This is a genomic window from Pseudomonas sp. 22082, from assembly GCF_052046055.1.
GTDB classification, from domain to species: Bacteria; Pseudomonadota; Gammaproteobacteria; order Pseudomonadales; family Pseudomonadaceae; genus Aquipseudomonas; species Aquipseudomonas pharyngis.
Window position 1 is genome coordinate 29304 of sequence record NZ_JBQEQB010000003.1, and the last position, 20080, is coordinate 49383.

A 20080-nucleotide genomic window follows, 5' to 3' on the forward strand; every position below is an offset into this window, starting at 1 on the left:
ACTGTGCTGATCCACCGCTTTCGCGAGCAAGCCCGCTCCCACAGGGGATAGACGGTGCCAATGAATAAGGATTCACCATGATTCCCAATGACGACCAACAACAAATCCGCGACATGGCCCGGCAGTTTGCCGAGGAACGGCTCAAACCGTTCGCCGCCGAGTGGGATCGCGAACACCGCTTCCCGAAAGAAGCCATCGGCGAAATGGCCGGGCTGGGCTTCTTCGGCATGCTGGTGCCGGAGCAGTGGGGCGGTTGCGACACCGGCTACCTGGCCTACGCCATGGCCCTGGAAGAAATCGCTGCCGGCGACGGCGCATGCTCGACGATCATGAGCGTGCACAACTCGGTGGGGTGCGTGCCGATCCTCAAGTTCGGCAACGACGACCAGCGCGAGCGCTTCCTCAAACCGCTGGCCAGCGGCGAGATGCTCGGAGCCTTCGCGCTGACCGAACCCCAGGCCGGTTCCGACGCCAGCAGCCTGAAAACCCGTGCACGGCTGGAAGGCGATCACTACGTGCTCAACGGCTGCAAACAGTTCATCACTTCCGGGCAGAACGCCGGGGTCGTGATCGTGTTTGCGGTCACCGATCCGAGTGCCGGCAAGCGCGGGATCAGCGCTTTCATCGTGCCGACCGACTCGCCGGGCTACAAAGTTGCCCGCATCGAAGACAAGCTCGGCCAGCACGCCTCGGACACCTGCCAGATTCTGTTCGAAGACGTGAAAGTGCCGGTGGCCAACCGGTTGGGCGAGGAGGGCGAGGGCTACAAGATCGCCCTGGCCAACCTCGAAGGTGGCCGTGTCGGTATCGCTTCGCAATCGGTGGGCATGGCCCGCGCCGCGTTCGAAGCGGCGCGCGATTACGCCCGCGAACGCGACACCTTCGGCAAGCCGATCATCGAGCATCAGGCCGTGGCCTTCCGTCTGGCGGACATGGCGACTCAGATCGCCGTGGCGCGGCAGATGGTGCATTACGCCGCCGCCCTGCGCGACAGCGGTCAGCCGGCGCTGGTGGAAGCGTCGATGGCCAAACTGTTCGCCTCGGAAATGGCCGAGAAGGTCTGCTCCATGGCATTGCAAACCCTCGGCGGTTACGGTTACCTCAGCGACTTCCCGCTGGAGCGCATCTACCGCGACGTGCGGGTCTGCCAGATCTACGAAGGCACCAGCGACATTCAGCGCATGGTCATTTCGCGCAATCTTTGAGAAGGAATCTGCACATGAGTTACGAAACGATTTTGCTGGAAACCCATGGCCGCGTCGGCCTGATCACCCTCAATCGCCCGCAGGCGCTGAATGCCCTCAACGCGCAACTGGTCAGCGAAGTGAACCGCGCGCTCGATGGTTTTGAAGCCGACGCGAATATTGGCTGCATCGTCATCACCGGCTCGACCAAAGCCTTTGCCGCCGGCGCGGACATCAAGGAAATGGCCGATCTGACCTACCCGCAGATCTACATGGACGACCTGTTCAGCGACAGCGACCGCGTAGCCAACCGGCGCAAGCCGATCATCGCCGCAGTCAACGGTTTTGCCCTGGGCGGCGGCTGTGAACTGGCGCTGATGTGCGACTTCATCCTGGCCGGCGACAATGCCAAATTCGGCCAGCCGGAAATCAACCTCGGCGTGCTGCCGGGCATGGGCGGCACCCAGCGCCTGACGCGCGCGGTGGGCAAGGCCAAGGCCATGGAAATGTGCCTGAGCGGCCGCATGATCGACGCGGTGGAAGCCGAGCGCTGCGGCATCGTTGCGCGGATCGTGCCGAGTGCCGAATTGCTGGACGAAGCGCTGAAAGTCGCCGCAGTGATCGCCAGCAAATCGCTGCCGATTACGATGATGGTCAAGGAAAGCGTGAATCGTGCGTTCGAAGTGAACCTGACTGAAGGCGTGCGTTTCGAGCGTCGGGTGTTCCATGCGGCGTTTGCGACGCAGGATCAGAAGGAAGGGATGGCGGCGTTTGTGGCCAAGCGGCCTGCCGAGTTCCAGGGCAAGTAACGCGGCGCTTCCATCGCCAGCAGGCTGGCTCCCACATTGGATCTGTGATTACACAAATCCCTGTGGCAGCCAGCCTGCTGGCGATGCTTTTAGAGCTGGTAGTTCTTCAACTCCCGAGCAATCACCATTCGCTGTATCTCGCTCGACCCCTCATAAATCTGGGTAATCCGCGCATCCCGGTAGTACTTCTCAACCGGGTAATCCTCCAGATACCCATACCCGCCATGAATCTGAATCGCTGACGAACACACCTTCTCGGCCATTTCCGACGCAAACAGCTTGGCCTGCGAAGCCTCCGACAGACACGGTTTGCCCGCCGTGCGCAGCCGCGCCGCGTGCAGGATCATCAAGCGGGCCGCGTTGATCTGCATCTGCATGTCCGCCAGCAGGTTGGCGATGCTCTGGTGCTCGACAATCGCCTTGCCAAACTGCACCCGATCACGGGCATAACCCAGCGCCGCCTCGAACGCCGCACGGGCGATGCCCAATGCTTGCGCGGCAATACCGATGCGTCCGCCTTCAAGGTTGGAAAGGGCAATTGCCAAACCTTTACCGCGTTCACCCAGCAGATTGGCTTCAGGAATGCTGCAATTGTTCAGCGTCACTGCGCAGGTATCGGAAGCACGAATGCCCATCTTGTGTTCGGTGCGATCAACGATGAACCCCGGCGTATCGGTTGGCACCAGAAACGCCGAGATGCCACGCTTGCCCAGATCCGGATCGGTCACCGCAAACACGATCGCCAGTTTCGCCCGCTTGCCGTTGCTGACAAATTGCTTGGCGCCGTTGATCACCCATTGCCCGTCGCGCAGTTCGGCGCGGGTGCGCAGGTTGTGCGCCTCGGAGCCGGCCTGGGGTTCGGTCAGGCAGAAGCAGCCGATCACCGCGCCGCTGGCCAGATCCGCCAGCCAGGTCTGTTTCTGTTCTTCGCTGCCGTAGTTGAGCACCGGGCCGCAGCCTACCGAGTTGTGGATGCTCATGAACGCGCCGGTGGCGCCGTCACCGGCAGAAATCTCTTCCACTGCCAGCGCATAGGCCACGTAGTCGACGTACGTGCCGCCCCATTCTTCCGGCACCACCATGCCCAGCAGGCCGAGTTCGCCCATCTTCGCCACCAGACCGTCATCGATCCAGCCGGCCTTTTCCCAGGCTTGTGCGTGGGGCGCGATTTCGCCGCGGGCAAAGTCCCGGGCCATGTCGCGGATCATGACCTGGTCTTCAGTCAATTCGAGATCGTGCATGGCTCAGCTCCCGCTCTCTGCGAAACCGTGGAAGAAACTTGCGACCTGTTCGGCGTGCAGCGCGGCCAGGGTCGGCGGATTCCAGCGTGGTGATTTGTCTTTGTCGATCAGCAGGGCGCGCACGCCTTCGATCAGGTCGCCACGTTCGAACCACTGGCGATCCAGATGCAGTTCGAGGGCGAAGCACTGTTCCAGGCTCAGATGGCGGCCGCGACGAAGCATTTCCAGGGTCACACCCATGGCCAGCGGCGAGCGGGTTTCCAGCAGGTCGGCGGTGGTGGTTGCCCATTCGTGGCTGTCGGCGACGGTCACGGCGCGCAGTTGCTCGACGATGCTCGGCACGTCCGGCAACGCAAAGAAGTGGTCGATGGCCGGGCGCAAGGCTTCAAGCGGCGCATCCGGCAGGGTTTGCACAGCGTGGCGGGCCAGCAGGCTTTGCAGGTCCTTGAGCGGCGTGTCGTGCCATTCCAGGTGATCGAGTTGTTCGTCGAGGATGCCGAGTTTGCTGCTCTCCAGATACCAGTCGGCCAGCCCGCAATACAGCGCATCTGCTGCACGGATCTGCACGCCGCTGACGCCCAGGTAAATCCCCAGCTCGCCGGGTATCCGTGGCAGGAAATAACTGCCACCGACATCCGGGAAGTACCCGATCGCCACTTCCGGCATCGCCAGACGGCTCTTCTCGGTGACCACCCGCAGATCGGCACCTTGCACCAGACCCATGCCGCCGCCGAGAACGAAACCGTCCATCAGCGCCAGCACCGGTTTGCGGTAATGGTGGATTGTCAGGTCGAGGGCATATTCCTCGACGAAGAAATCTTCGTGTAGCGTCTCGCCGCTTTTGAAACTGTCGTAGAGCGAGCGAATGTCGCCACCGGCGCAAAAGGCTTTTTCGCCGGCACCGCGCAGCACCACCGCGTGGATATCGGCATCGGCGGCCCAGGCGTCCAGATGCCGCTGGAGCTGGCGCACCATGTCGAGGGTCAGGGCATTGAGGCCGGCGGGGCGGTTGAGGGTCAGATGACCGATGTGATTGCGAACCTCGGCCAGCACTTCGTGCGGCGTGGCATCCATGGACGAAGTCCGCGGGGATGAAGCCTGAGCAGTCATCACTAACTCCCTGCTTTTATTGTCTTTATTCGAGAAGCTCGCGCGCGAGCGTTAGCGGATCGTAACAGTGCAAATTTGCCGTGTACAACGGGGATATGTGCATGGGCTGTCTGCATTTTTGCCTTGTCTGGAAAGCTGCTTGCAGGCGTTGATTCCAGTCCCTGCCGTCATTCGCCGCGAAGCTGTGCTTGAAGGGTCCGGGCGCAAAGCAACAGGGCGCGCCTGGCCTCTTCATGGGCGGCGGGGTAGTTCATGAAACCGTGACGCATCCCCGAAAACTCTTTGTGTTCGACAGTGACACCTGCTGCTCGCAATCGCCTCGCGTAGGCACGGCCTTCATCCCGCAGAACATCAAGTCCGCAGGTGATGATCAACGTCCGGGGCAATCCACGCAGCGAGTCACTGAGCAGGGGCGACAGCCGTCTGTCCACGCGCGATGTACCGGGCGGCAGGTAGTGACCGAGGTACCATTCGATCATGTCTGTGGTCAGTCCATGTCCTTGCCCGAATTTCGTGTGGGAGCGGCGGCGTGTGTGGCAATCGAGCAAAGGGTAAAGCAGCAACTGAGAGCAGATACCTGGCTTGTCACATTCAGCGTCGCGCTGGCTGATGACGGCGGCCATCCCGCCTCCTGAACCACCTCCTGCGACTGCAATGCTTGAAATATCCAGTCCGCAATCAACGCCTTGCCGTGTCACCCACTTGAAAGCTGTCCAGCAGTCTTCCAGAGCTGCCGGAAACAAGTGTTCCGGAGGGCGGGCGTAATGAACGGCGACCACGGCGCAACCAGCCCACTCACACATCAACCGGCAGAATCCGTCATGCGTGTCCAGGTCTCCCGTGACCCACCCCCCGCCATGAAAGAAAACCAGCACGGGAAATGGCCTCTTGCCGGGTGGCGTGTAGAGGCGCAGCGGCAGTGACCGGCCATGGCTTTGAATCGCCAGGTCATGAACGCAGGTGACTTGCGCCTCACGCAACGCCGTTCTGGCGTCCTCTACAGTCAACGAGGTTTCATCCATGGCCGCAGCTCCTGCCCGAACGGGCCTCTGCCTCGATCTCGATAACGTACTCAGGGCTGACCAGTCGAGAGACTTCCAGCAACATTGTCGTCGGTGGATGCCCTTCGAAAAACGCTTTGTGCGCCCGCGCGATTTCTGGCAAGTGATCCATATTGGTGGTGTACATGCGCGTGGCAATGATGCGGGTACGATCCTCACCCAGTTGCTTCAGCGCCTGTTCGATGATTTTCAGACATCGCCGTGTCTGGGCGTACGCATCGCCAGGTTTGAAGGGCTTGCCGTTTTTGCGAAATGCCACCGTCCCTCCGACCAGAATAGTGTTGCCAGCCTTCACGGCTCTGCAGTAACCGGCGAGGCGTTCCCAAGGTGCTCCGGAATAAACACGTTTGAATTTCATGACTCAGGCTCCTGTGCCCAGATCGACTGGAAGTGTCTTCAAACCCCGGAATTGCAGGTTGCTGTTGCGCCACGTAGCAGGCCGGTGCGTGATGAGATGCAAGTCGGGGAAGCGTTGCAACAGCGAGGTGAATACGATCTTGGCCTCTAGCCTGAATAGCACCGTGCCCAAGCAAAAATGTTCGCCTCTTCCAAACGTCAGGTGATCGCACTTTGGGCGACGAATATTGAACTTGTCGGGATTGGGGAATTTTGTCGGATCACGATTGGCTGAGGCTCGTATCAAGTAAGCCAGCTGCCCCTTTTTCATCGTGACGTTGTCAATGGTGACGTCCTCCATGAGCACCCTGTGGCTCAAGGAGCCGGCAGGGTCGAAGCGCAGCATTTCTTCAATGAATGAGTCGATCAGTGTCGGGTCAGCCTTCAGGGCCTTGAGTTGTTCGGGATGCTTTAGCAAATGCAACAGGCCGAGACACAGTTGGTCTGCACTGGTGGTGTAACCCGCAACCAGAATGAACACGATCTGTGCCAGCACTTCATCAACACTGGCGGCGCTGTTCTGGCCACTCTCCAGTACCCGACTCACGAGGTCATCTCTGGGTTGCCTGCGCCGCTCTTCAATGAGCTCAGCGAAAAAGGCGTACATTTCCTTGATGCCTTCCAGGGCCTGATCCGGCCCCTGATCCGCATCCTGGCTGCCGCCGAGAAACATGACAATGTCTCGCGTCCAGCGTCGAAGCTTTAGCGCGTCATCCTCCTCCATGCCGTAAAGCCAAGCCAGAATCAGGGCTGGAATCCGGTCAAAAAGCCTGGCTTTCAAATCGGTCTGTCCGCGCAGCCTCGACAGTTCGCGATCAGTGATGTCTTGAATGATTGTCCGCAAGGATTCGATGGAGCGGGGTGTAAAGGCATTGCCCAGCAATTGACGACTGGCCTTGTGAACTGCGCCATCCTGGGAATACATCCATCGGGACGCCAGTTTGATGAATTCGGTCAGATGCGTGCGTTTGTTTTCAGGCACCCGCGCGTCGATCAGTTGTTGCATGCGGTTTGACGAAAAACGCCGGGCGTCAGCTTGTGCAGCGAAAACATCGCAATGACGCGTCAGAAACCACGCCTGCAAGTGTTCGCACCAGTAGACCGGTTGATGTTCCCGCAGCCAGGCATACGCCCGGTAAGGGTTGCGAATCGTATTGCGGTTCGAGAAATCCGGCTCCCTTTCGTACAGCGGTTTCGTGAAGTGTTTTATGTAGTCTTTTTTGTCGATGGGGGCACTGACCAGCTCTGACGGTGGTTTGAGCAGCTTGTTTATCAAGCTCAGTCGAGCTTCGGTGGCGTTCTGCTCCAGCTCGGTGTTGGCAGCGAGCCCCCATTGGTAAAGTTTCGGGGAAAAGACGTGGACGATGTCCTCGAATATCTCGGATGACACAAGCCTATTGCGTTTACCTTCGTCGATTATCAGATCCAGCGCTCGAGCGTAGGTGAGCGCTACAGCCTGACAATGGGAAAAATCACCGGCACGGCGGCACTCATCAACAATTGAAGATTCAATTTGCTGTGCGATGTTGTCAGAGGCAGACCGCGGCCGGTTTATCGCGTCCCGGGCAACCTGACAGCACAGGACATTGTTATCACCAGCAAAGGTGGTGCTGATCTCGTGATCCATGCACAAGGTGACGATCTGGTTGTGATGGTGAAAACCCTGCGAACCACAAAGCTCTCTGCATGCCCTCATGACCTCCAGACCCAGCCACGTGCCGACAATTTTGACGATGGCGGCAAGAATATGCAGTTCTGTCCGTCTGGCCGGCTGATGCCAGTACGCTTCGAACCGCGACAGCACCGCCCGCTCCAGCATCTTCAGGGCCAGCACCTTGAGTTGTTCGACATACAGGCGTTGTTGGAACAGTGCCTTGGTCAGAAGAGACTGGCTGCCTTCGTTACCCTTGAGCAAACGATTCAAGCCGAAACGATACGTCAGGTAAACACACATACTGGCGCCACCACGAGCGGCAGCAATAAGGAAAAGGCGTTCCTGGATGAATGTCTGCATCGCGCTTTTCAAGCGTTCTTTTGGCGGGATGTCGCTGCTGAAATCACCTTGCGCAGAGAACCTGGCATAGCGTTGCATCAGCGCGCCCAGCGGCAACTTCATTTTGCTAAAGCGGATGCCGGCGACTTGATTGGCGTGGATCCCGCCCTTGGGATCGCAAGTGGTAATCCTGACGCCTGGCAAAAGCGGGCCATTTTCTTCCTCGCGAATTCGCACGCGGAACCAGTGCAACCCCTCATCCACACCTTTGACCATCAGACGCCCCAGTACCATGACCACCACTGCTGCGTGCAGGGCGTTGCCGATCCAGAACTTGCAGGACTGTGCAGTGGGCGAGTTCAGAATCAGACAATGTTTGTGAGGGGCATGGGTGATTGTGGTTTGCAGGTTGCCAACATCGGAGCCGCTGGCGATCTCCGTGCAGCCAAAAGCGTAAACCGCATCCAGCTGACAGATCTCCTGTTGATACTGCGCGATCTGGTTCTGACTGCCATGGGCAAAAAAAGCGTCACCGGCAATGAAGTGGTCGACGATGCAGGCAATCAGTGAATAGTCCCAGGCGCCAATAAGCGCTGCACGTTCAAGCATCAACCGGAATTCAGACTGACGGGGTTGGCCCAGCCACATGGCATTAGTCATGAGCCCGTTACCGATGATCGCGCGCATACGATCGATATTCAGATCCATATATTCGCGCAGAGACGCGCGATGGCGCTTCTCGGGGTCGAACAAGGGCGTTTGCAGCAACTTCAGCAGTGGGTCGCTCATGAAACGTTCCTCTCGCAGATTTCGAAACCATGGATTCGAAAACCACCAGATTCGCGGAGCTGGCGAAAACACGCTGGCCCGCCAGTGAAAAGCGGGGCATCCGGGCGGACTGCAGGTTACGCGGGAACTGCGATGTTTGAGGAAAGTAACGGTTCAGTCAAAGCGCAAAGCCAGCTCGCTTCTCAACAACGTTGAGCGTTCTTCCATAGCCAGACTACCGATGTCATCGCTACTGGACATTACTGCGGGCCAGACTTCCAAGTGAAAAGCAGACAGATCTGTGCGGTACAAGGTTGAAAGGTAGACGTTGGCCATGTCTTGGCAAGGGCGCCCGACAACCTTCGGTCGGATCACGTCTTACCGGCGTCCACTCAGCACTTCACCAATACTCCGCCGTTTGGCATGCAACTCACTGGCATGAATCAACTGTTCCAGATCCTCCGGCGTGACATCGATGAACGCCTCCATATCGGCCAGTGCCAGTTTCAGATCTTCGGCCGTGATGGACTGAATATCCACCGGCGCCACGGCCGGCGCCGGTTCGGCGGGGCGTTTCGGGTAGCGGATGCGGGTGAGGTTGTTGTAGGCCAGGGCGGCCAGCAGCAGGCAGGCGGCGCTGAGCATCACCGGTTCCAGGGCTTTCCAGTCCATGGCGATGGTCATCGGATCGGCCAGCACCATCGTCAATGCCACGGCGCCGGCCGGTGGGTGCAGGCAGCGCAGCCAGCACATCAGGATCAGCGCCATACCCGCCGCAAGGCAGGCGCTGCCGAGGGTTCGGCCGAGGACGTGGGCCACCAGCAACGCGACGACGCCTGCGCACAGGTAGCCGCCGATGATCGACCATGGCTGGGCGAGGGCGCCGGAGGACACCGCGAACAGCAACACTGCCGAAGCGCCCAGCGGGCCGATCAGGTGGTAGGCCACTTCAATGCCGAACACCTGACTGCACGCCCACACGCTGAACAACGTGCCCAGGGCCATGCCGATGGCGGCGCGGCTCCATTCGGTGGGACGGGTGTTGATGGCGGCGGGCAACCAGCGAGCGAGCATGCAGAATCGATCCTTTGCGAAATCCGGGGCAAAAAAAAGGACTTGTCCGTAAACGCGGAAAGTCCTTCGAAGTGTTCCAACTATTGGGGGAGGAACGCGCACAGTGTGCCAAGCAATCACGATGCTGACAAATTCATATAAATGCAGTTTCAGTGCATTATTTATGCAGTAAAGCCACGCGCCGCCCACTCATGAAACACAGAATCCCGCCCATCGCCGTCAGTGCGCTGAGGGCGTAGAACATGGTCGGCGCAGGCGTATGCATCAGCAGAAAGCCGCAAATCACCGGGCTCAGCGCGCCGCCGAGGGCCGCCAGGTTCTGCGCGCCGTAATAGCTGCCGCGCAGTTCTTCCGGGGCCAAAGTGTCGACGAACAGAAATTCCGACGGGTAAATGATCATCTCGCCGAGGGTGAAGATGAACATCGCGATGCACCAGGTCACCAGGCTGTCGGCCAGGCTGAAGCCGATCAATCCAACGATGAACAGGCTGGTGCCGGCGGCGATCCAATAGCGCAGTTTTTCCCGGTTGAGGAAGCGGCCGATCTGGTACTGCAGCAGAATCACCGCGATGGCGTTGCAGGCGAGCAGGGCGGCCATGGTTTGCAACGCGCGCTGCGAATCCTCGACCACCAGCAGGTATTGCGACAGGTACAGGGTGAAGCGGCCGTGAACCACGGTGCTGAGCAGACAGCCGCAGGTGAACATGATCAGCGTGCGGTCGTTTTTCAGGGTGATCAGGGTTTTCAGGAAGCTTTGCGGCTGGCCGATGGCGGCGACCGGGCTGGCATCCTTGGGAATCCCGATCATCAGGAAGATGCTGCCGAAAGCAATGCCGGCGGCAATCAGGAACGGCGCAATCGGGTACACCCCGGCGATCACCACGCCGAGCATCGGACCCGTGGCGTAGCCGATGTTGGTCAGCGTATAGCGCAGGGAAAACGCCTTGGCCCGCTGGCCCATGGGCAGGTTTTCACTGAGGACCGCCTTGGAGCCGATCAAGAACAGCGCCGAGGCGGTTTCGGTGATGACCAGGGTTGCGGTGGTCAGGTAGAGGTCTTTGGCGAAGGTCAGCAGCACGAAGCCGATGGCGCTGGAGAGCATCGCCAGAATCAGCAACCGGCGCTTCTCGAGCCGGTCGATGATGTAGCCGCCGTACAGCGCAAGCAGGGTGGCGATGAACACCGCGATGCCCAATAACAACCCGACGTCCTGTTGGTTGAGACCGAGCTTGTTGCTCAGAAACAGCGTGAGCAACGGACTGGTGATGGCGCGGCTGACGACGATGGTCAGCGAGACGATCATCAGGCGGCGGATAACGAGCGAGTAGGTGGCCACGGAAAATCAAATGTCCTTATTCGGTTAACAGGCGCTCGAGATCGCGCACGGAATCCAGCGTTTGCAGTTGCCGCAGCTGCGCCAGTAATGGCTCAACCTTGACCGGTGGAATCACCCGCAGCGCCAGACTGAAAAACTTCTCCTCCAGCGCCGCCTCGCTCAACGGATTGCCCGGCGCGCCCAGCGGCACCTCGACACACAGACTCGCCTGGCGCCCGTCGCGGGTTCGCATGACGACCACCGGCTCGCCATCCTCCGACAGTCGCTCATCCACTTCAAGGCGAATGCGCGTCAGCCAGTGAGCGATGCGCGGATCGTTGCGTGGCTGCTCATCGTAAGCCTCGAGTCGGCAATGACCGTGCACCAGCCGCGCGGCGAGGGCGTAGGGCAGGCTCATCTGCGCAGCGGCCAGACTTTGGATGTCGCGACCGCCGCACATGTCGAGCAGAAACCCGCACAGGTGCACCTGGATGTCTTCCACCTGATCGGCGCCGACCTGCAATTGCTCCAGCAACAACCCAAGCGCATCGATGGCCGAATGGGTGCCACGGCACGCGGCATAGGGTTTGATCGAGCAGCGCGCGAGTTTCCAGACCTTTCCCAAATCGGCATCCAGCGCATCCGGTTGTGCGCTGGCCGGCGCCAGGGTCTTGAGAAAACCACCCCAGACATCCTCGAACAACACCGACGGCCCGCTGACGCCTTCGCGAGCAAAACGCGCGGCGAGCAAGCCACCCTCGGCCGCCCGGCCACTGTGTAGTTTTTTGCTCTGCGAACCGTCGTGGATGAACGCCCACAACCCGCCGCTGAAACTGCCGGCGATGCCTAGTGCCGACACGGTCTGCCCGACATCCAGCGCAAAGATCCGCGCACAGGCTGCCGCCGCGCCGAACACGCCGCAAGTGGCGGTGGAATGCCAGCCGGCGCCGTTGTGCGCCGAATAACTGCCGCAGGCTTCCAGCACCCGCCGGCCGATTTCGTAGCCGATCACCACGGCGGTGATGAACTCGCGACCGTCTACCGGCCGATCCACCAGTGACAGCGCCGCCATCACCGCCGGCAACACCACCGCGCCCGAGTGATCGCAACCGCCGGTGTCGTCCAGCTCCAGCGCATGGGCGGCGATGCCGTTGAGCAAGGCCGCATGCCCTGCGCCGACCCGCAACGATGAACCCCAGACCAACGCAGTGCCGGGTTCGGCGCCGAACACCTGTCGCGCCTGAAGCGCCACCGCACTGTCAGCCCCGGCCAGTGCTGCGCCGAAGGTGTCGAGAATGTGCCGCTTGGCTTGTTCCACCAACGCTGGCGGCAGATCTTCAAACCGCGTTTCGACGCAAAACTGCGCCAGCCGCTGCATGCGTTCGGTCATACGAGGTAGTCCCGATAATGGCGCTCATACACCGACGCCGGATGATCCTGCGCAACCGGCGCCGCCGTCTGCGCCCACCACTGCGCGACTTCGGCTCCGGTGGCGATCCACACGTCGTCATGCTGCTGAATGCCTTGCAGCAATTCGCGCAGCACGCCGATGCGCCCCGGCGTGGCGATGATTTCCGGGTGCAGGCGCAGCACGTAGCACAGGCCGAAGCGGTGAAATCCGGCGAAGTCCATTTGCAGGTTGCCCAGGGTGTGGCTGTAGGAGGCGATCCGCGATTGCGCCGGCGGTACGGCCGGACTCAGGTTGAAGGCGAAGTAGGGTTCGTCTTCCAGTTCGTAATGCAGCGGCAGCTCGACCACTTCGGGCGCGGTCGGATGCAAGAACGGCAGGTCATCGCCACGCCAAGATGACGACCAGAGAATGCCGTGATCTTTCAAGGCTTCAATGAAGCCCGGCGCGCCGTTGCCGGCGGGAATCCGGAAACCGGTCGGACGCACGCCGGTCAAGGCTTCCAGCGCTGCGCAGCCTTTGGCGACTTCCGCACTCTGCGCCGCCAGATCCAGCGTGTCGAAATCCTGATGGCGGTAGCCGGCGCAGGCGATTTCATGGCCGTCAGCCAGAATCGCGGCGATGTGCTGCGGGTTTTCCTCGGCGACGATGCCGGGCACGAACCAGCTGCTGCGCACCCCGAGTTCCCTGAACAGGCCGAGCAAACGCTCGACGCCGCGTTGCGTGCCGTAGCGCCACACCGACAGCGTCTTGTCGCGCCCGGCGACTTCCGGGGCCTGGGTGAGAATGCCGTGGATGTCGTTGTAATCGACGGTCAGCACCACCGCGCAGCGTTTGCCGGCGGGCCAGAGGTTGTCAGCGTCAGCCATGGTGATGCTCCTTCAGCCACCAGCGGGCGACGTCGCGGCAAGTGGCGAACCACACGTCATCGCGATGGCGCATGTGCTCGAAGAGTTTCTCCAGCAACAGGATGCGCCCCGGTTTGCCGGTGATTTTCGGGTGGAACAGGGTGGTCAGGCACAGGCCTTCGTCCATCGCACCGTCGTACTCGCGTTGCCAGTTGTCGAGGGTCAGCTCGTAGCTGGCGGTGCGATCGAGCCCGGACGGGAAGTTCGGTGCGCGGGTGTAGGCGAGGGAGGCGTAGTCGTCCATTTCCCAGCGGCCGGGGATTTCCACCAGCGGCGTGTCGTGGCCGGGGACGTTGACCAGATACGGGCGATCATCGCCGCGCATGCTGCTGGAATAGATGACGCCGTTGTCGGCCAGCATCGCCGGGGTTTCGGCGCGCCAGTCGCCGGACGGGGTGCGAAAACCCTCGGCGCGGATGTGCAGGTATTGCCAGAAGACGTCGCGGGATTTGTTCATCACGGCCTGCTGCTGGTCCAGCGTCAGGGCGTAGAAGGATTCGTGTTTGTAGCCGTGGTAGGCGACCTCATGACCGCGCTCGACGATGGCCTGGCACTGTTTCGGCCAGTTTTCCACGACCCAGGCGGGGACGAAGAAAGTGGTCGGGATCTTGAAGGTGTCGAGCAGATCCAGCAGGCGTGGCAAGGCGCGGTAGGGGCCGTAGCCGCCAAAGCCGAAGTATTCGGGTTTGTGCCAGATCGAGTTGTTGAGCATGGCATCGCCGGTCGGGCCGTCGAGGTCGAAGGCCAGGGCGAGGCAGGCTTTGTGCTGGTCGGGCCAGGTGGGTTGCAAGGAGGACATCGATAACTCTCCAACTGTTCACGACCCCTGTGGGAGCTGGCTTGCCAGCGATGAGGCCGGTACATTCAACATTGATGTCGACTGATCGAGCGCCATCGCGGGCAAGCCCGCTCCCACAGAGGAACCAGTTACTTACCGGCGTTGATGGTCACATCCTTGATCGCACCCAGTTCCAGATCCCACTTCTTCAGGATCGCGTTATAGCTGCCGTCATCCACCATGCTTTGCAACGCCACCTTCACCGCTTCACTCAGCTCAGGCTTTTTCTTGCTCACCCCCAGCCCGGTGAACTGCACGGAGATCGGCTGGCCGACCGTCTTGTACATGTCCTTTTCCTGGGTCTTGAGGTACGACAGGGTTTCGCTGCCCTGCATCGCCGCGTCGATACGGCTCTGGCGCAGTTGGGCGCGGGCGTCGGCCGAGCCTTCGGTGCCGATCACGTTGATCGCTGGTTTCCCGGCGGCTTCACAGTTGGCCTTGCTCCACTCGGCGATTTCCGCCGGGAACGTCGTGCGGCGGCTGGTGCCGACTTTCTTGCCGCACAGGTCGATGATCTCGTTGGTCGCTGCGTTCTTTTGCAAGGTGTAGAACTGCGGGCCGCTGGTGAAGTAGTCGACGAAGGTCACGCTGGCCTGGCGCTCGGCGGTGTCGGTCATGCCCGACAGGACCATGTCCACGCGGTCGGTGGTCAGGGCGTTGATCATTTGCTCGAAGCCGGTTTCCTGCCACTTGATCTTCACCCCGAGGCGTTCGGCCAGGGCGTTGCCCAGGTCGTAGTCAAGGCCGGTGAGCTTGTTGGTGGCCGGGTCCTTGAAATCCATCGGCGGATAGTTGGGCATAATCGCGACGACGATCTCGCCTTTTTCCTTGATGCTGGCCGGCAACTCGGCGGCCACGGCGACACCGCAAGACATGAGGGAGGTGAGTACTGCTGGAATGACGAAGTTCTTCATGGACGTTCTCTTATGAGTGTTGTGAAGGCCAAAGGGGCCTCAGGTTCGAACGGCAGAAATGAAGCTTTGGGTGCGCGGGTTTTGCGGACTTATTAGTATTTCTTCGGGGCTTCCAGCCTCCACGATCTGCCCGCCGTCCATGAACACCATGCGGTTGGAAACCTCCCGGGCGAAGCCCAGTTCATGGGTTACGACGATCATGGTCATGCCGGTCTGCGCCAGATCGCGCATCACCGACAGCACCTCACCGACCAGTTCCGGGTCGAGTGCCGAAGTGGGTTCATCGAACAGCATCAGCTTGGGTCGCATGGCCAGGGCGCGGGCAATCGCCACCCGTTGCTGCTGACCGCCCGACAACTCGATCGGGTAGCTGTTGCGTTTGTCGGCCAGGCCGACGCGGGCCAGCAGTTCCAGGGCTTCTTCGTGCGCCTCCTTGGGCGAACGCTTGAGCACCTGACACGGGCCTTCGATGATGTTTTGCAGCACGGTCATGTGCGGGAACAGGTTGAAGCGCTGGAACACCATGCCGGTGGCCAGGCGCTGACGGGCGATCTGCGACTCGTTGAGTTCGTGCAGCTTGTGCCCGACGACGCGGTAGCCGACCAGTTCGCCGTCGACCCAGAGGCCGCCCTTGTCGATCTTTTCCAGCTGGTTGACGCAGCGCAGCAGGGTACTCTTGCCCGAGCCGGACGGGCCGATGATGCACAGCACTTCGCCTTGCTCGACCTCGATGTTGATGTCCTTGAGCGCGTGGTACTGGTCGTAATATTTGTTCAGGCTCACGGCCTTGACGATGTTTCTCATGTTCGACTCCTCAAGAACGCTTGCCGGCGCCGCGAGCGAAACGACGCTCCAGACGGCTTTGACCAAAGGACAGGACGGTGACGGTGGCCAGGTACCAGATACCGGCGACGATCAGCAGCTCCATGACCCGGGCGTTGGCGTAGTAAATGTTCTGGGCGTTGTAGAGCAGTTCCGAGTACTGGATGACGCTCGCCAGCGAGGTCATTTTCACCATGCCGATGAACTCGTTACCGACCGGCGGAATGATGATCCGCATGGCCTGCGGCAGGATGATCCGGCGCAGCGCCTGCAGGCGCGGCATGCCGATCGATTTGGCTGCTTCGTACTGGCCGGTGTCCACCGACAGCAGGCCGGCGCGCACCACTTCAGCGGTGTAGGCGCCCTGGTTGATGCTCAAGCCGAGCAGGGCGGCCACGAACGGGGTCATCAGGCTCACGGTGTCGAGTTCGAACAGGCCGGGGATGCCGATGGTGGGGAAGATCAGCGCCAGGTTGAACCACAACAGCAGTTGCAGGATCAGCGGCGTGCCGCGAAACAGCCAGGTGTAGGTCACTGCCACGTAGCGCAGGATCGGGTTGGCCGACATGCGCATGATCGCGGTGATCACGCCGAACACGATGCCCAGCGCCATGGCCAGCACGGCCATGATGATCGTGTTGAACAGGCCCCACATGATCGCTTCGGAGGTGAGGAACTGGCCGATGTACGACCATTCGATCTTGCCTTCGGCGAAGGCCCGCACCAGACCGATGATGGCGATGACGATCAGGGTGGCGAAGAAAATCCGCCCGTAATAACGCCGTGGCACATGCTGGTACTGGGTAATGTCGAACTGGTTTTCCGCCAGTTTGCGCTCCGCCTGGAGTCGTTCTGCCTGAGTCTGGCTCATGGTGTTTCTCCGAACTGTACTTTCAAATCCACCGCATTCCACTGTGGGAGCGAGCCTGCTCGCGATTGCGGTAGCACTCTCGACATCTCTGCTGGCTGATCCATCGCCATCGCGAGCAGGCTCGCTCCTACAGGGTTTGCGTATTGGCCGTTAGAGGCGGAAGCCCTGGTAGTTTTCGGTCCACTGCCGCTGCGCGGCGAGGGCGGTTTTCAGGCGGCCGATCTGCTCGCGCACCTGTTGCGGTGCGGTACCGCCCCAGCCGCTGCGGGCTGCGATGGCGGCTTCCAGGGTCAGGCTGTCACGCACGTCTGCCGTGAGGCGCGGGTCGATCTCGGCCAGCAGCGCCGGCGAGGCTTCCCACAGTTCGATGCCGTGTTTCTCGCAGGCCTGCACCAGCGCGCCGGTGATTTCGTGGGCTTCCTTGAACGGCACGCCGCGCACCGCCAGCCAGTCGGCGACTTCGGTAGCCAGGGTGAAACCCAGCGGTGCCTGACGCCGCAGTTCCTCGACGTTGACGGTCATGGTCGCGACCATCCCGGCCATGGCCGGCAGCACCAGCAGCAGGGTGTCGACGCTGTCGAGCACGCCGTTCTTGTCTTCGCTCAAGTCGCGGTTGTAGGACAGCGGCAGAGATTTGAGCGTCGACAGCAGGCCGGTCAGGTTGCCGATCAGACGGCCAGCCTTGCCCCGGGCCAGTTCGGCGATGTCGGGGTTTTTCTTCTGCGGCATGATCGAGCTGCCGGTGGCGTAGGCGTCGTCCAGATCGACCCAACGGAACTGGCGCGACGACCACAGGCAGAACTCTTCGGCCAGACGCGAGATGTTGATCCCGAGCATGCTGGCGATGAACAGGAACTCGGCGACGTGATCGCGGCTGGCCACGGCGTCGATGGAGTTTTCGCAGACCCCGGCGTAGCCCATTTCCTTGGCCGACTGCTGCGGCTGGCGAGCGATCGCGGAACCGGCCATGGCTGCGGCACCGAGCGGAGACAGCGAGGTGCGCGCGTCCCAATCCACCAGGCGTTGCACGTCACGCAACATCGATTGCGCGTGGGCCAGCAGGTGATGGGCGAACACGATCGGTTGCGCTTGCTGTAAGTGGGTGAAACCGGGGCAGATGCTCTCGACGTGCTGCTCGGCCTGATCGACCAGCGCCGTTTGCAGGGCCAGCACTTCCACGGCCAGGGTGCGGACGTGATCCCGCAGAAACAGGCGCAGGTCGTTGGCAGTCTGGTCGTTGCGCGAACGGCCGGCGCGCAGCTTGCCGCCCAGCGCGCCGAGGCGTTCGGTCAGCAGGCGCTCGATAAAGGTGTGAACGTCTTCGTCGTCCAGGGTCGGGGCGATGCGCCCGGCAGCAAAATCGGCACCGATGCCGTCCAGGGCTTCGATCATCGTGCTGGTTTCCTGCTCGTCGAGCAGGCCGGCACGTTGCAGTTCCCCGGCGTGGGCCTTGGAGCCGGCCAGATCGTACGGCGTCAGGCGGAAATAGCGCTCAGGGCAACGGGACAGGGCCGCCAGGGCTGCGGACGGGCCGCTTTTGAAACGGGCACCCCAGAGACGGTCGGTGGTTTGAGACATTTGTTGTTTTCCTCGTCGGTAACGCGAACTGAAATCGGTGTGCTGGGCCCTGAAAAATCGTGCCGGCCAATTAGTGGACAGAAGCGGCAGACAGAATCAGGCCAAAGCAGTTTTCAAGAGGGCAGTTGCAAGAGACAAGAGCTGATCGAAGTGTCAGCTTTTAATGTTTGGCGATCAGTGAGTTGGCACTGATGTTCGGGATTTTCTGGCGGTTGCCAAGGCTGGTTTTCTGTGATCATTATTATTAGCCGGCGATGTTTTTGTTGTTGGACACAGATTGTTGAACATTGCGCCAGAGGTAAATCAGCATTATGGAAACCCCACTTTCCAATTCCGGAAACCCACCGGTCAAAACCGCTCACCGGGCACCTTTGGCCCTCAGCGGACTGGATTTCAAACTGCTCAAGGTGTTCAAGGCGGTGGTCGAGGCCGGCGGCTTCAGCGCGGCGCAAAACGAGCTGAATGTGGGCCTGGCCGCGATCAGCAAACAGATCTCCGACCTGGAAATCCGCATCGGCATGCGCCTGTGCACCCGTGGCCGCGAGGGGTTTCACCTGACCGAAGAAGGGCGTCTGGTGTATCAGGCGTCGATTGATCTGTTTGCTTCGGTCGACAACTTTCGTGACCGGCTTAGCTCCGCGCAGAACGAACTTATCGGCGACCTTGGAGTGGGAGTGGTCGACAATACAATTAGCGACGATAATTCACCGTTAGTTGCCGCGCTTAGAAAGATAAATGAACATTCGCCGAAAGTAAGGTTTCAACTTCAGGCGACCCAGTTGGATGAAGTGGAAAGAGGCGTGGTAGAGGGGCGCTTAGTTGCCGGAATAGTCCCGGTTTATCAAAAGCGCGAAGAGTTCGATTATTACCCGCTCTATGAAGAACGCTCGCAGGCTTACTGCGCCGTCGGTCATCCGTTGTTCGAGATGCCGGCGGAGCAGATGGGCGGCAACGTGCTGCAGGATTACGAGTGCATCAACCACCGCTACGCAATCCATCGCGACAAGCTCAACTTCGCCCGCTACGACAGCTTTTCCGCCTCGGCGACCCAGGTCGAAGCAGTGGCATTGTTGATCAAGACCGGGCGTTTCGTGGGCTTTCTACCGCAACACTACGCCGCCACGCTGGTGGCCGCCGGGCAGTTTCGCGCGGTGTGCCCGGAACTGATCCACTTCGTCACGCCGTTCAATTTGATCCTGCGCCACAACACCGTGCGCAGTCCGTTGGTCAAGGCGTTCGCCCAGGCGCTGGGGGTTGATCTCAAGGCGACGGCGTGAGGATCAGGCGCATGGCGCAACGTCGCTCGCCGGGCAATCCGTGAGCGATTTCATCGCGCAATACATGGTTCAGACGCGCGTCCTTTTCCTCGGCGTTCAATAGCGCAAAACCCATGCGTTGATAGAACGGCGCATTCCACGGCAGATCGCGAAAGGTCGTCAGCGTCACCGCCCGAAGTTGCCACAGACGTGCCTGTTCAATCGCCGCCAACAGCAACTTGCGACCGACACCCCGGCCCTGAAAGTGTTGGCTGACGGACAGTTCCTCAATGTGCAACTGTTGGTCGACCGTCACCGCCCTTAAAAAACCTGCAAGTTGCCCGTCGTTGTTTTGCGCCACCCACAGTTCACCCCGTTCAATGGCCGGTAAATGCGCCGAGGCTTGCGGCACGGCGGCAGCCGCCAGCCAGGCCAGTGAAGAGTCGAGGCGAAACAGCGCGGCGGCCGAACGCTCGATGGTGGGGAGGGCAATGGCATCGGCTGCAAGGGCCTGTCGCACGGTAAAGGTCATCA

General features: G+C 60.7%; 18 protein-coding genes. 3 read left to right on the forward strand and 15 right to left on the reverse strand.

Annotated elements, in window-relative coordinates; translation table 11 throughout:
* The first annotated feature begins 77 nt into the window (after positions 1–77).
* Positions 78–1205, forward strand: coding sequence for an acyl-CoA dehydrogenase (locus tag ACTJK9_RS04470; protein ID WP_440812441.1), 1128 nt, complete (start codon positions 78–80; stop codon positions 1203–1205).
* A 14-nt stretch (positions 1206–1219) separates the two neighbouring features.
* Positions 1220–1993 (forward strand): enoyl-CoA hydratase, encoded by a 774-nt coding sequence (locus ACTJK9_RS04475; protein WP_064381493.1) that lies wholly within the window; start codon positions 1220–1222, stop codon positions 1991–1993.
* An 89-nt stretch (positions 1994–2082) separates the two neighbouring features.
* Here ACTJK9_RS04475 and ACTJK9_RS04480 read toward each other — a convergent pair whose 3' ends face one another.
* The 14 genes from ACTJK9_RS04480 to argH all read right to left on the reverse strand — a co-directional run bounded on the left by ACTJK9_RS04480 (position 2083) and on the right by argH (position 18290).
* Positions 2083–3234, reverse strand: coding sequence for an acyl-CoA dehydrogenase family protein (locus ACTJK9_RS04480; protein ID WP_039768643.1), 1152 nt, complete (start codon positions 3232–3234; stop codon positions 2083–2085).
* 3 nt (positions 3235–3237) lie between these two features.
* Positions 3238–4344: an enoyl-CoA hydratase/isomerase family protein gene (locus ACTJK9_RS04485; protein WP_440812444.1), complete on the reverse strand. Its 1107-nt coding sequence runs from the start codon at positions 4342–4344 to the stop codon at positions 3238–3240.
* 167 nt (positions 4345–4511) lie between these two features.
* Positions 4512–5366, reverse strand: a complete 855-nt coding sequence (locus ACTJK9_RS04490) for an alpha/beta hydrolase (RefSeq protein ID WP_085610372.1) — start codon at positions 5364–5366, stop codon at positions 4512–4514.
* A complete protein-coding gene (locus ACTJK9_RS04495) occupies positions 5359–5763 on the reverse strand; it encodes a RidA family protein (RefSeq protein WP_085610371.1) in 405 nt (134 codons plus the stop codon). The genes ACTJK9_RS04490 and ACTJK9_RS04495 overlap by 8 nt, the downstream gene beginning before the upstream one ends.
* A gap of 3 nt (positions 5764–5766) precedes the next feature.
* Complete coding sequence (locus ACTJK9_RS04500) at positions 5767–8583, reverse strand: cytochrome P450 (protein WP_085610370.1); 2817 nt, start codon at positions 8581–8583, stop codon at positions 5767–5769.
* A 357-nt stretch (positions 8584–8940) separates the two neighbouring features.
* Positions 8941–9636 carry an HPP family protein gene (locus ACTJK9_RS04505; RefSeq protein ID WP_085610369.1) on the reverse strand — a complete coding sequence of 232 codons (696 nt, stop codon included), beginning with the start codon at positions 9634–9636 and terminating at the stop codon, positions 8941–8943.
* A gap of 157 nt (positions 9637–9793) precedes the next feature.
* Positions 9794–10972 carry an MFS transporter gene (locus ACTJK9_RS04510; RefSeq protein WP_440812448.1) on the reverse strand — a complete coding sequence of 393 codons (1179 nt, stop codon included), beginning with the start codon at positions 10970–10972 and terminating at the stop codon, positions 9794–9796.
* A gap of 16 nt (positions 10973–10988) precedes the next feature.
* Positions 10989–12341, reverse strand: a complete 1353-nt coding sequence (locus tag ACTJK9_RS04515; protein WP_440812450.1) for an MmgE/PrpD family protein — start codon at positions 12339–12341, stop codon at positions 10989–10991.
* Positions 12338–13228: a polysaccharide deacetylase family protein gene (locus ACTJK9_RS04520; protein WP_440812453.1), complete on the reverse strand. Its 891-nt coding sequence runs from the start codon at positions 13226–13228 to the stop codon at positions 12338–12340. Before ACTJK9_RS04520 ends, ACTJK9_RS04515 begins: the two co-directional genes overlap by 4 nt.
* The gene (locus ACTJK9_RS04525; protein ID WP_440812455.1) at positions 13221–14066 is read right to left on the reverse strand and encodes a polysaccharide deacetylase family protein; all 846 of its coding nucleotides are present in this window, start codon (positions 14064–14066) and stop codon (positions 13221–13223) included. Before ACTJK9_RS04525 ends, ACTJK9_RS04520 begins: the two co-directional genes overlap by 8 nt.
* Positions 14067–14194: 128 nt before the next feature.
* A complete protein-coding gene (locus ACTJK9_RS04530; protein WP_074690517.1) occupies positions 14195–15019 on the reverse strand; it encodes an ABC transporter substrate-binding protein in 825 nt (274 codons plus the stop codon).
* Between the two features lie 39 nt (positions 15020–15058).
* Positions 15059–15823, reverse strand: coding sequence for an amino acid ABC transporter ATP-binding protein (locus ACTJK9_RS04535; protein WP_039768627.1), 765 nt, complete (start codon positions 15821–15823; stop codon positions 15059–15061).
* Between the two features lie 10 nt (positions 15824–15833).
* Positions 15834–16712 carry an amino acid ABC transporter permease gene (locus ACTJK9_RS04540; protein WP_085610364.1) on the reverse strand — a complete coding sequence of 293 codons (879 nt, stop codon included), beginning with the start codon at positions 16710–16712 and terminating at the stop codon, positions 15834–15836.
* Between the two features lie 150 nt (positions 16713–16862).
* On the reverse strand, positions 16863–18290 hold the full coding sequence (gene argH, locus ACTJK9_RS04545) for an argininosuccinate lyase (RefSeq protein WP_440812459.1): 1428 nt from the start codon (positions 18288–18290) through the stop codon (positions 16863–16865).
* A gap of 311 nt (positions 18291–18601) precedes the next feature.
* On the opposite strand from argH, the gene ACTJK9_RS04550 reads away from it, so the two are divergent.
* Positions 18602–19567 (forward strand): LysR family transcriptional regulator, encoded by a 966-nt coding sequence (locus ACTJK9_RS04550; RefSeq protein WP_221397398.1) that lies wholly within the window; start codon positions 18602–18604, stop codon positions 19565–19567.
* Here the strand turns inward: ACTJK9_RS04550 and ACTJK9_RS04555 are convergent.
* Positions 19551–20078 carry a GNAT family N-acetyltransferase gene (locus ACTJK9_RS04555; protein WP_440812462.1) on the reverse strand — a complete coding sequence of 176 codons (528 nt, stop codon included), beginning with the start codon at positions 20076–20078 and terminating at the stop codon, positions 19551–19553. The two genes, ACTJK9_RS04550 and ACTJK9_RS04555, sit on opposite strands and share 17 nt — an antisense overlap.
* Between the last annotated feature and the right edge of the window lie 2 nt (positions 20079–20080).

Excerpts from the sequence above, each read along its gene's own strand:
- ACTJK9_RS04470 (WP_440812441.1), top strand. The coding sequence starts at position 78 with ATGATTCCCAATGACGACCAACAACAAATCCGCGACATGGCCCGGCAG.
- ACTJK9_RS04475 (WP_064381493.1), top strand. The coding sequence starts at position 1,220 with ATGAGTTACGAAACGATTTTGCTGGAAACCCATGGCCGCGTCGGCCTG.
- ACTJK9_RS04480 (WP_039768643.1), bottom strand. The coding sequence starts at position 3,234 with ATGCACGATCTCGAATTGACTGAAGACCAGGTCATGATCCGCGACATG.
- ACTJK9_RS04485 (WP_440812444.1), bottom strand. The coding sequence starts at position 4,344 with ATGACTGCTCAGGCTTCATCCCCGCGGACTTCGTCCATGGATGCCACG.
- ACTJK9_RS04490 (WP_085610372.1), bottom strand. The coding sequence starts at position 5,366 with ATGGATGAAACCTCGTTGACTGTAGAGGACGCCAGAACGGCGTTGCGT.
- ACTJK9_RS04495 (WP_085610371.1), bottom strand. The coding sequence starts at position 5,763 with ATGAAATTCAAACGTGTTTATTCCGGAGCACCTTGGGAACGCCTCGCC.
- ACTJK9_RS04500 (WP_085610370.1), bottom strand. The coding sequence starts at position 8,583 with ATGAGCGACCCACTGCTGAAGTTGCTGCAAACGCCCTTGTTCGACCCC.
- ACTJK9_RS04505 (WP_085610369.1), bottom strand. The coding sequence starts at position 9,636 with ATGCTCGCTCGCTGGTTGCCCGCCGCCATCAACACCCGTCCCACCGAA.
- ACTJK9_RS04515 (WP_440812450.1), bottom strand. The coding sequence starts at position 12,341 with ATGACCGAACGCATGCAGCGGCTGGCGCAGTTTTGCGTCGAAACGCGG.
- ACTJK9_RS04520 (WP_440812453.1), bottom strand. The coding sequence starts at position 13,228 with ATGGCTGACGCTGACAACCTCTGGCCCGCCGGCAAACGCTGCGCGGTG.
- ACTJK9_RS04525 (WP_440812455.1), bottom strand. The coding sequence starts at position 14,066 with ATGTCCTCCTTGCAACCCACCTGGCCCGACCAGCACAAAGCCTGCCTC.
- ACTJK9_RS04530 (WP_074690517.1), bottom strand. The coding sequence starts at position 15,019 with ATGAAGAACTTCGTCATTCCAGCAGTACTCACCTCCCTCATGTCTTGC.
- ACTJK9_RS04535 (WP_039768627.1), bottom strand. The coding sequence starts at position 15,823 with ATGAGAAACATCGTCAAGGCCGTGAGCCTGAACAAATATTACGACCAG.
- ACTJK9_RS04540 (WP_085610364.1), bottom strand. The coding sequence starts at position 16,712 with ATGAGCCAGACTCAGGCAGAACGACTCCAGGCGGAGCGCAAACTGGCG.
- argH (WP_440812459.1), bottom strand. The coding sequence starts at position 18,290 with ATGTCTCAAACCACCGACCGTCTCTGGGGTGCCCGTTTCAAAAGCGGC.
- ACTJK9_RS04550 (WP_221397398.1), top strand. The coding sequence starts at position 18,602 with ATGGAAACCCCACTTTCCAATTCCGGAAACCCACCGGTCAAAACCGCT.
- ACTJK9_RS04555 (WP_440812462.1), bottom strand. The coding sequence starts at position 20,078 with ATGACCTTTACCGTGCGACAGGCCCTTGCAGCCGATGCCATTGCCCTC.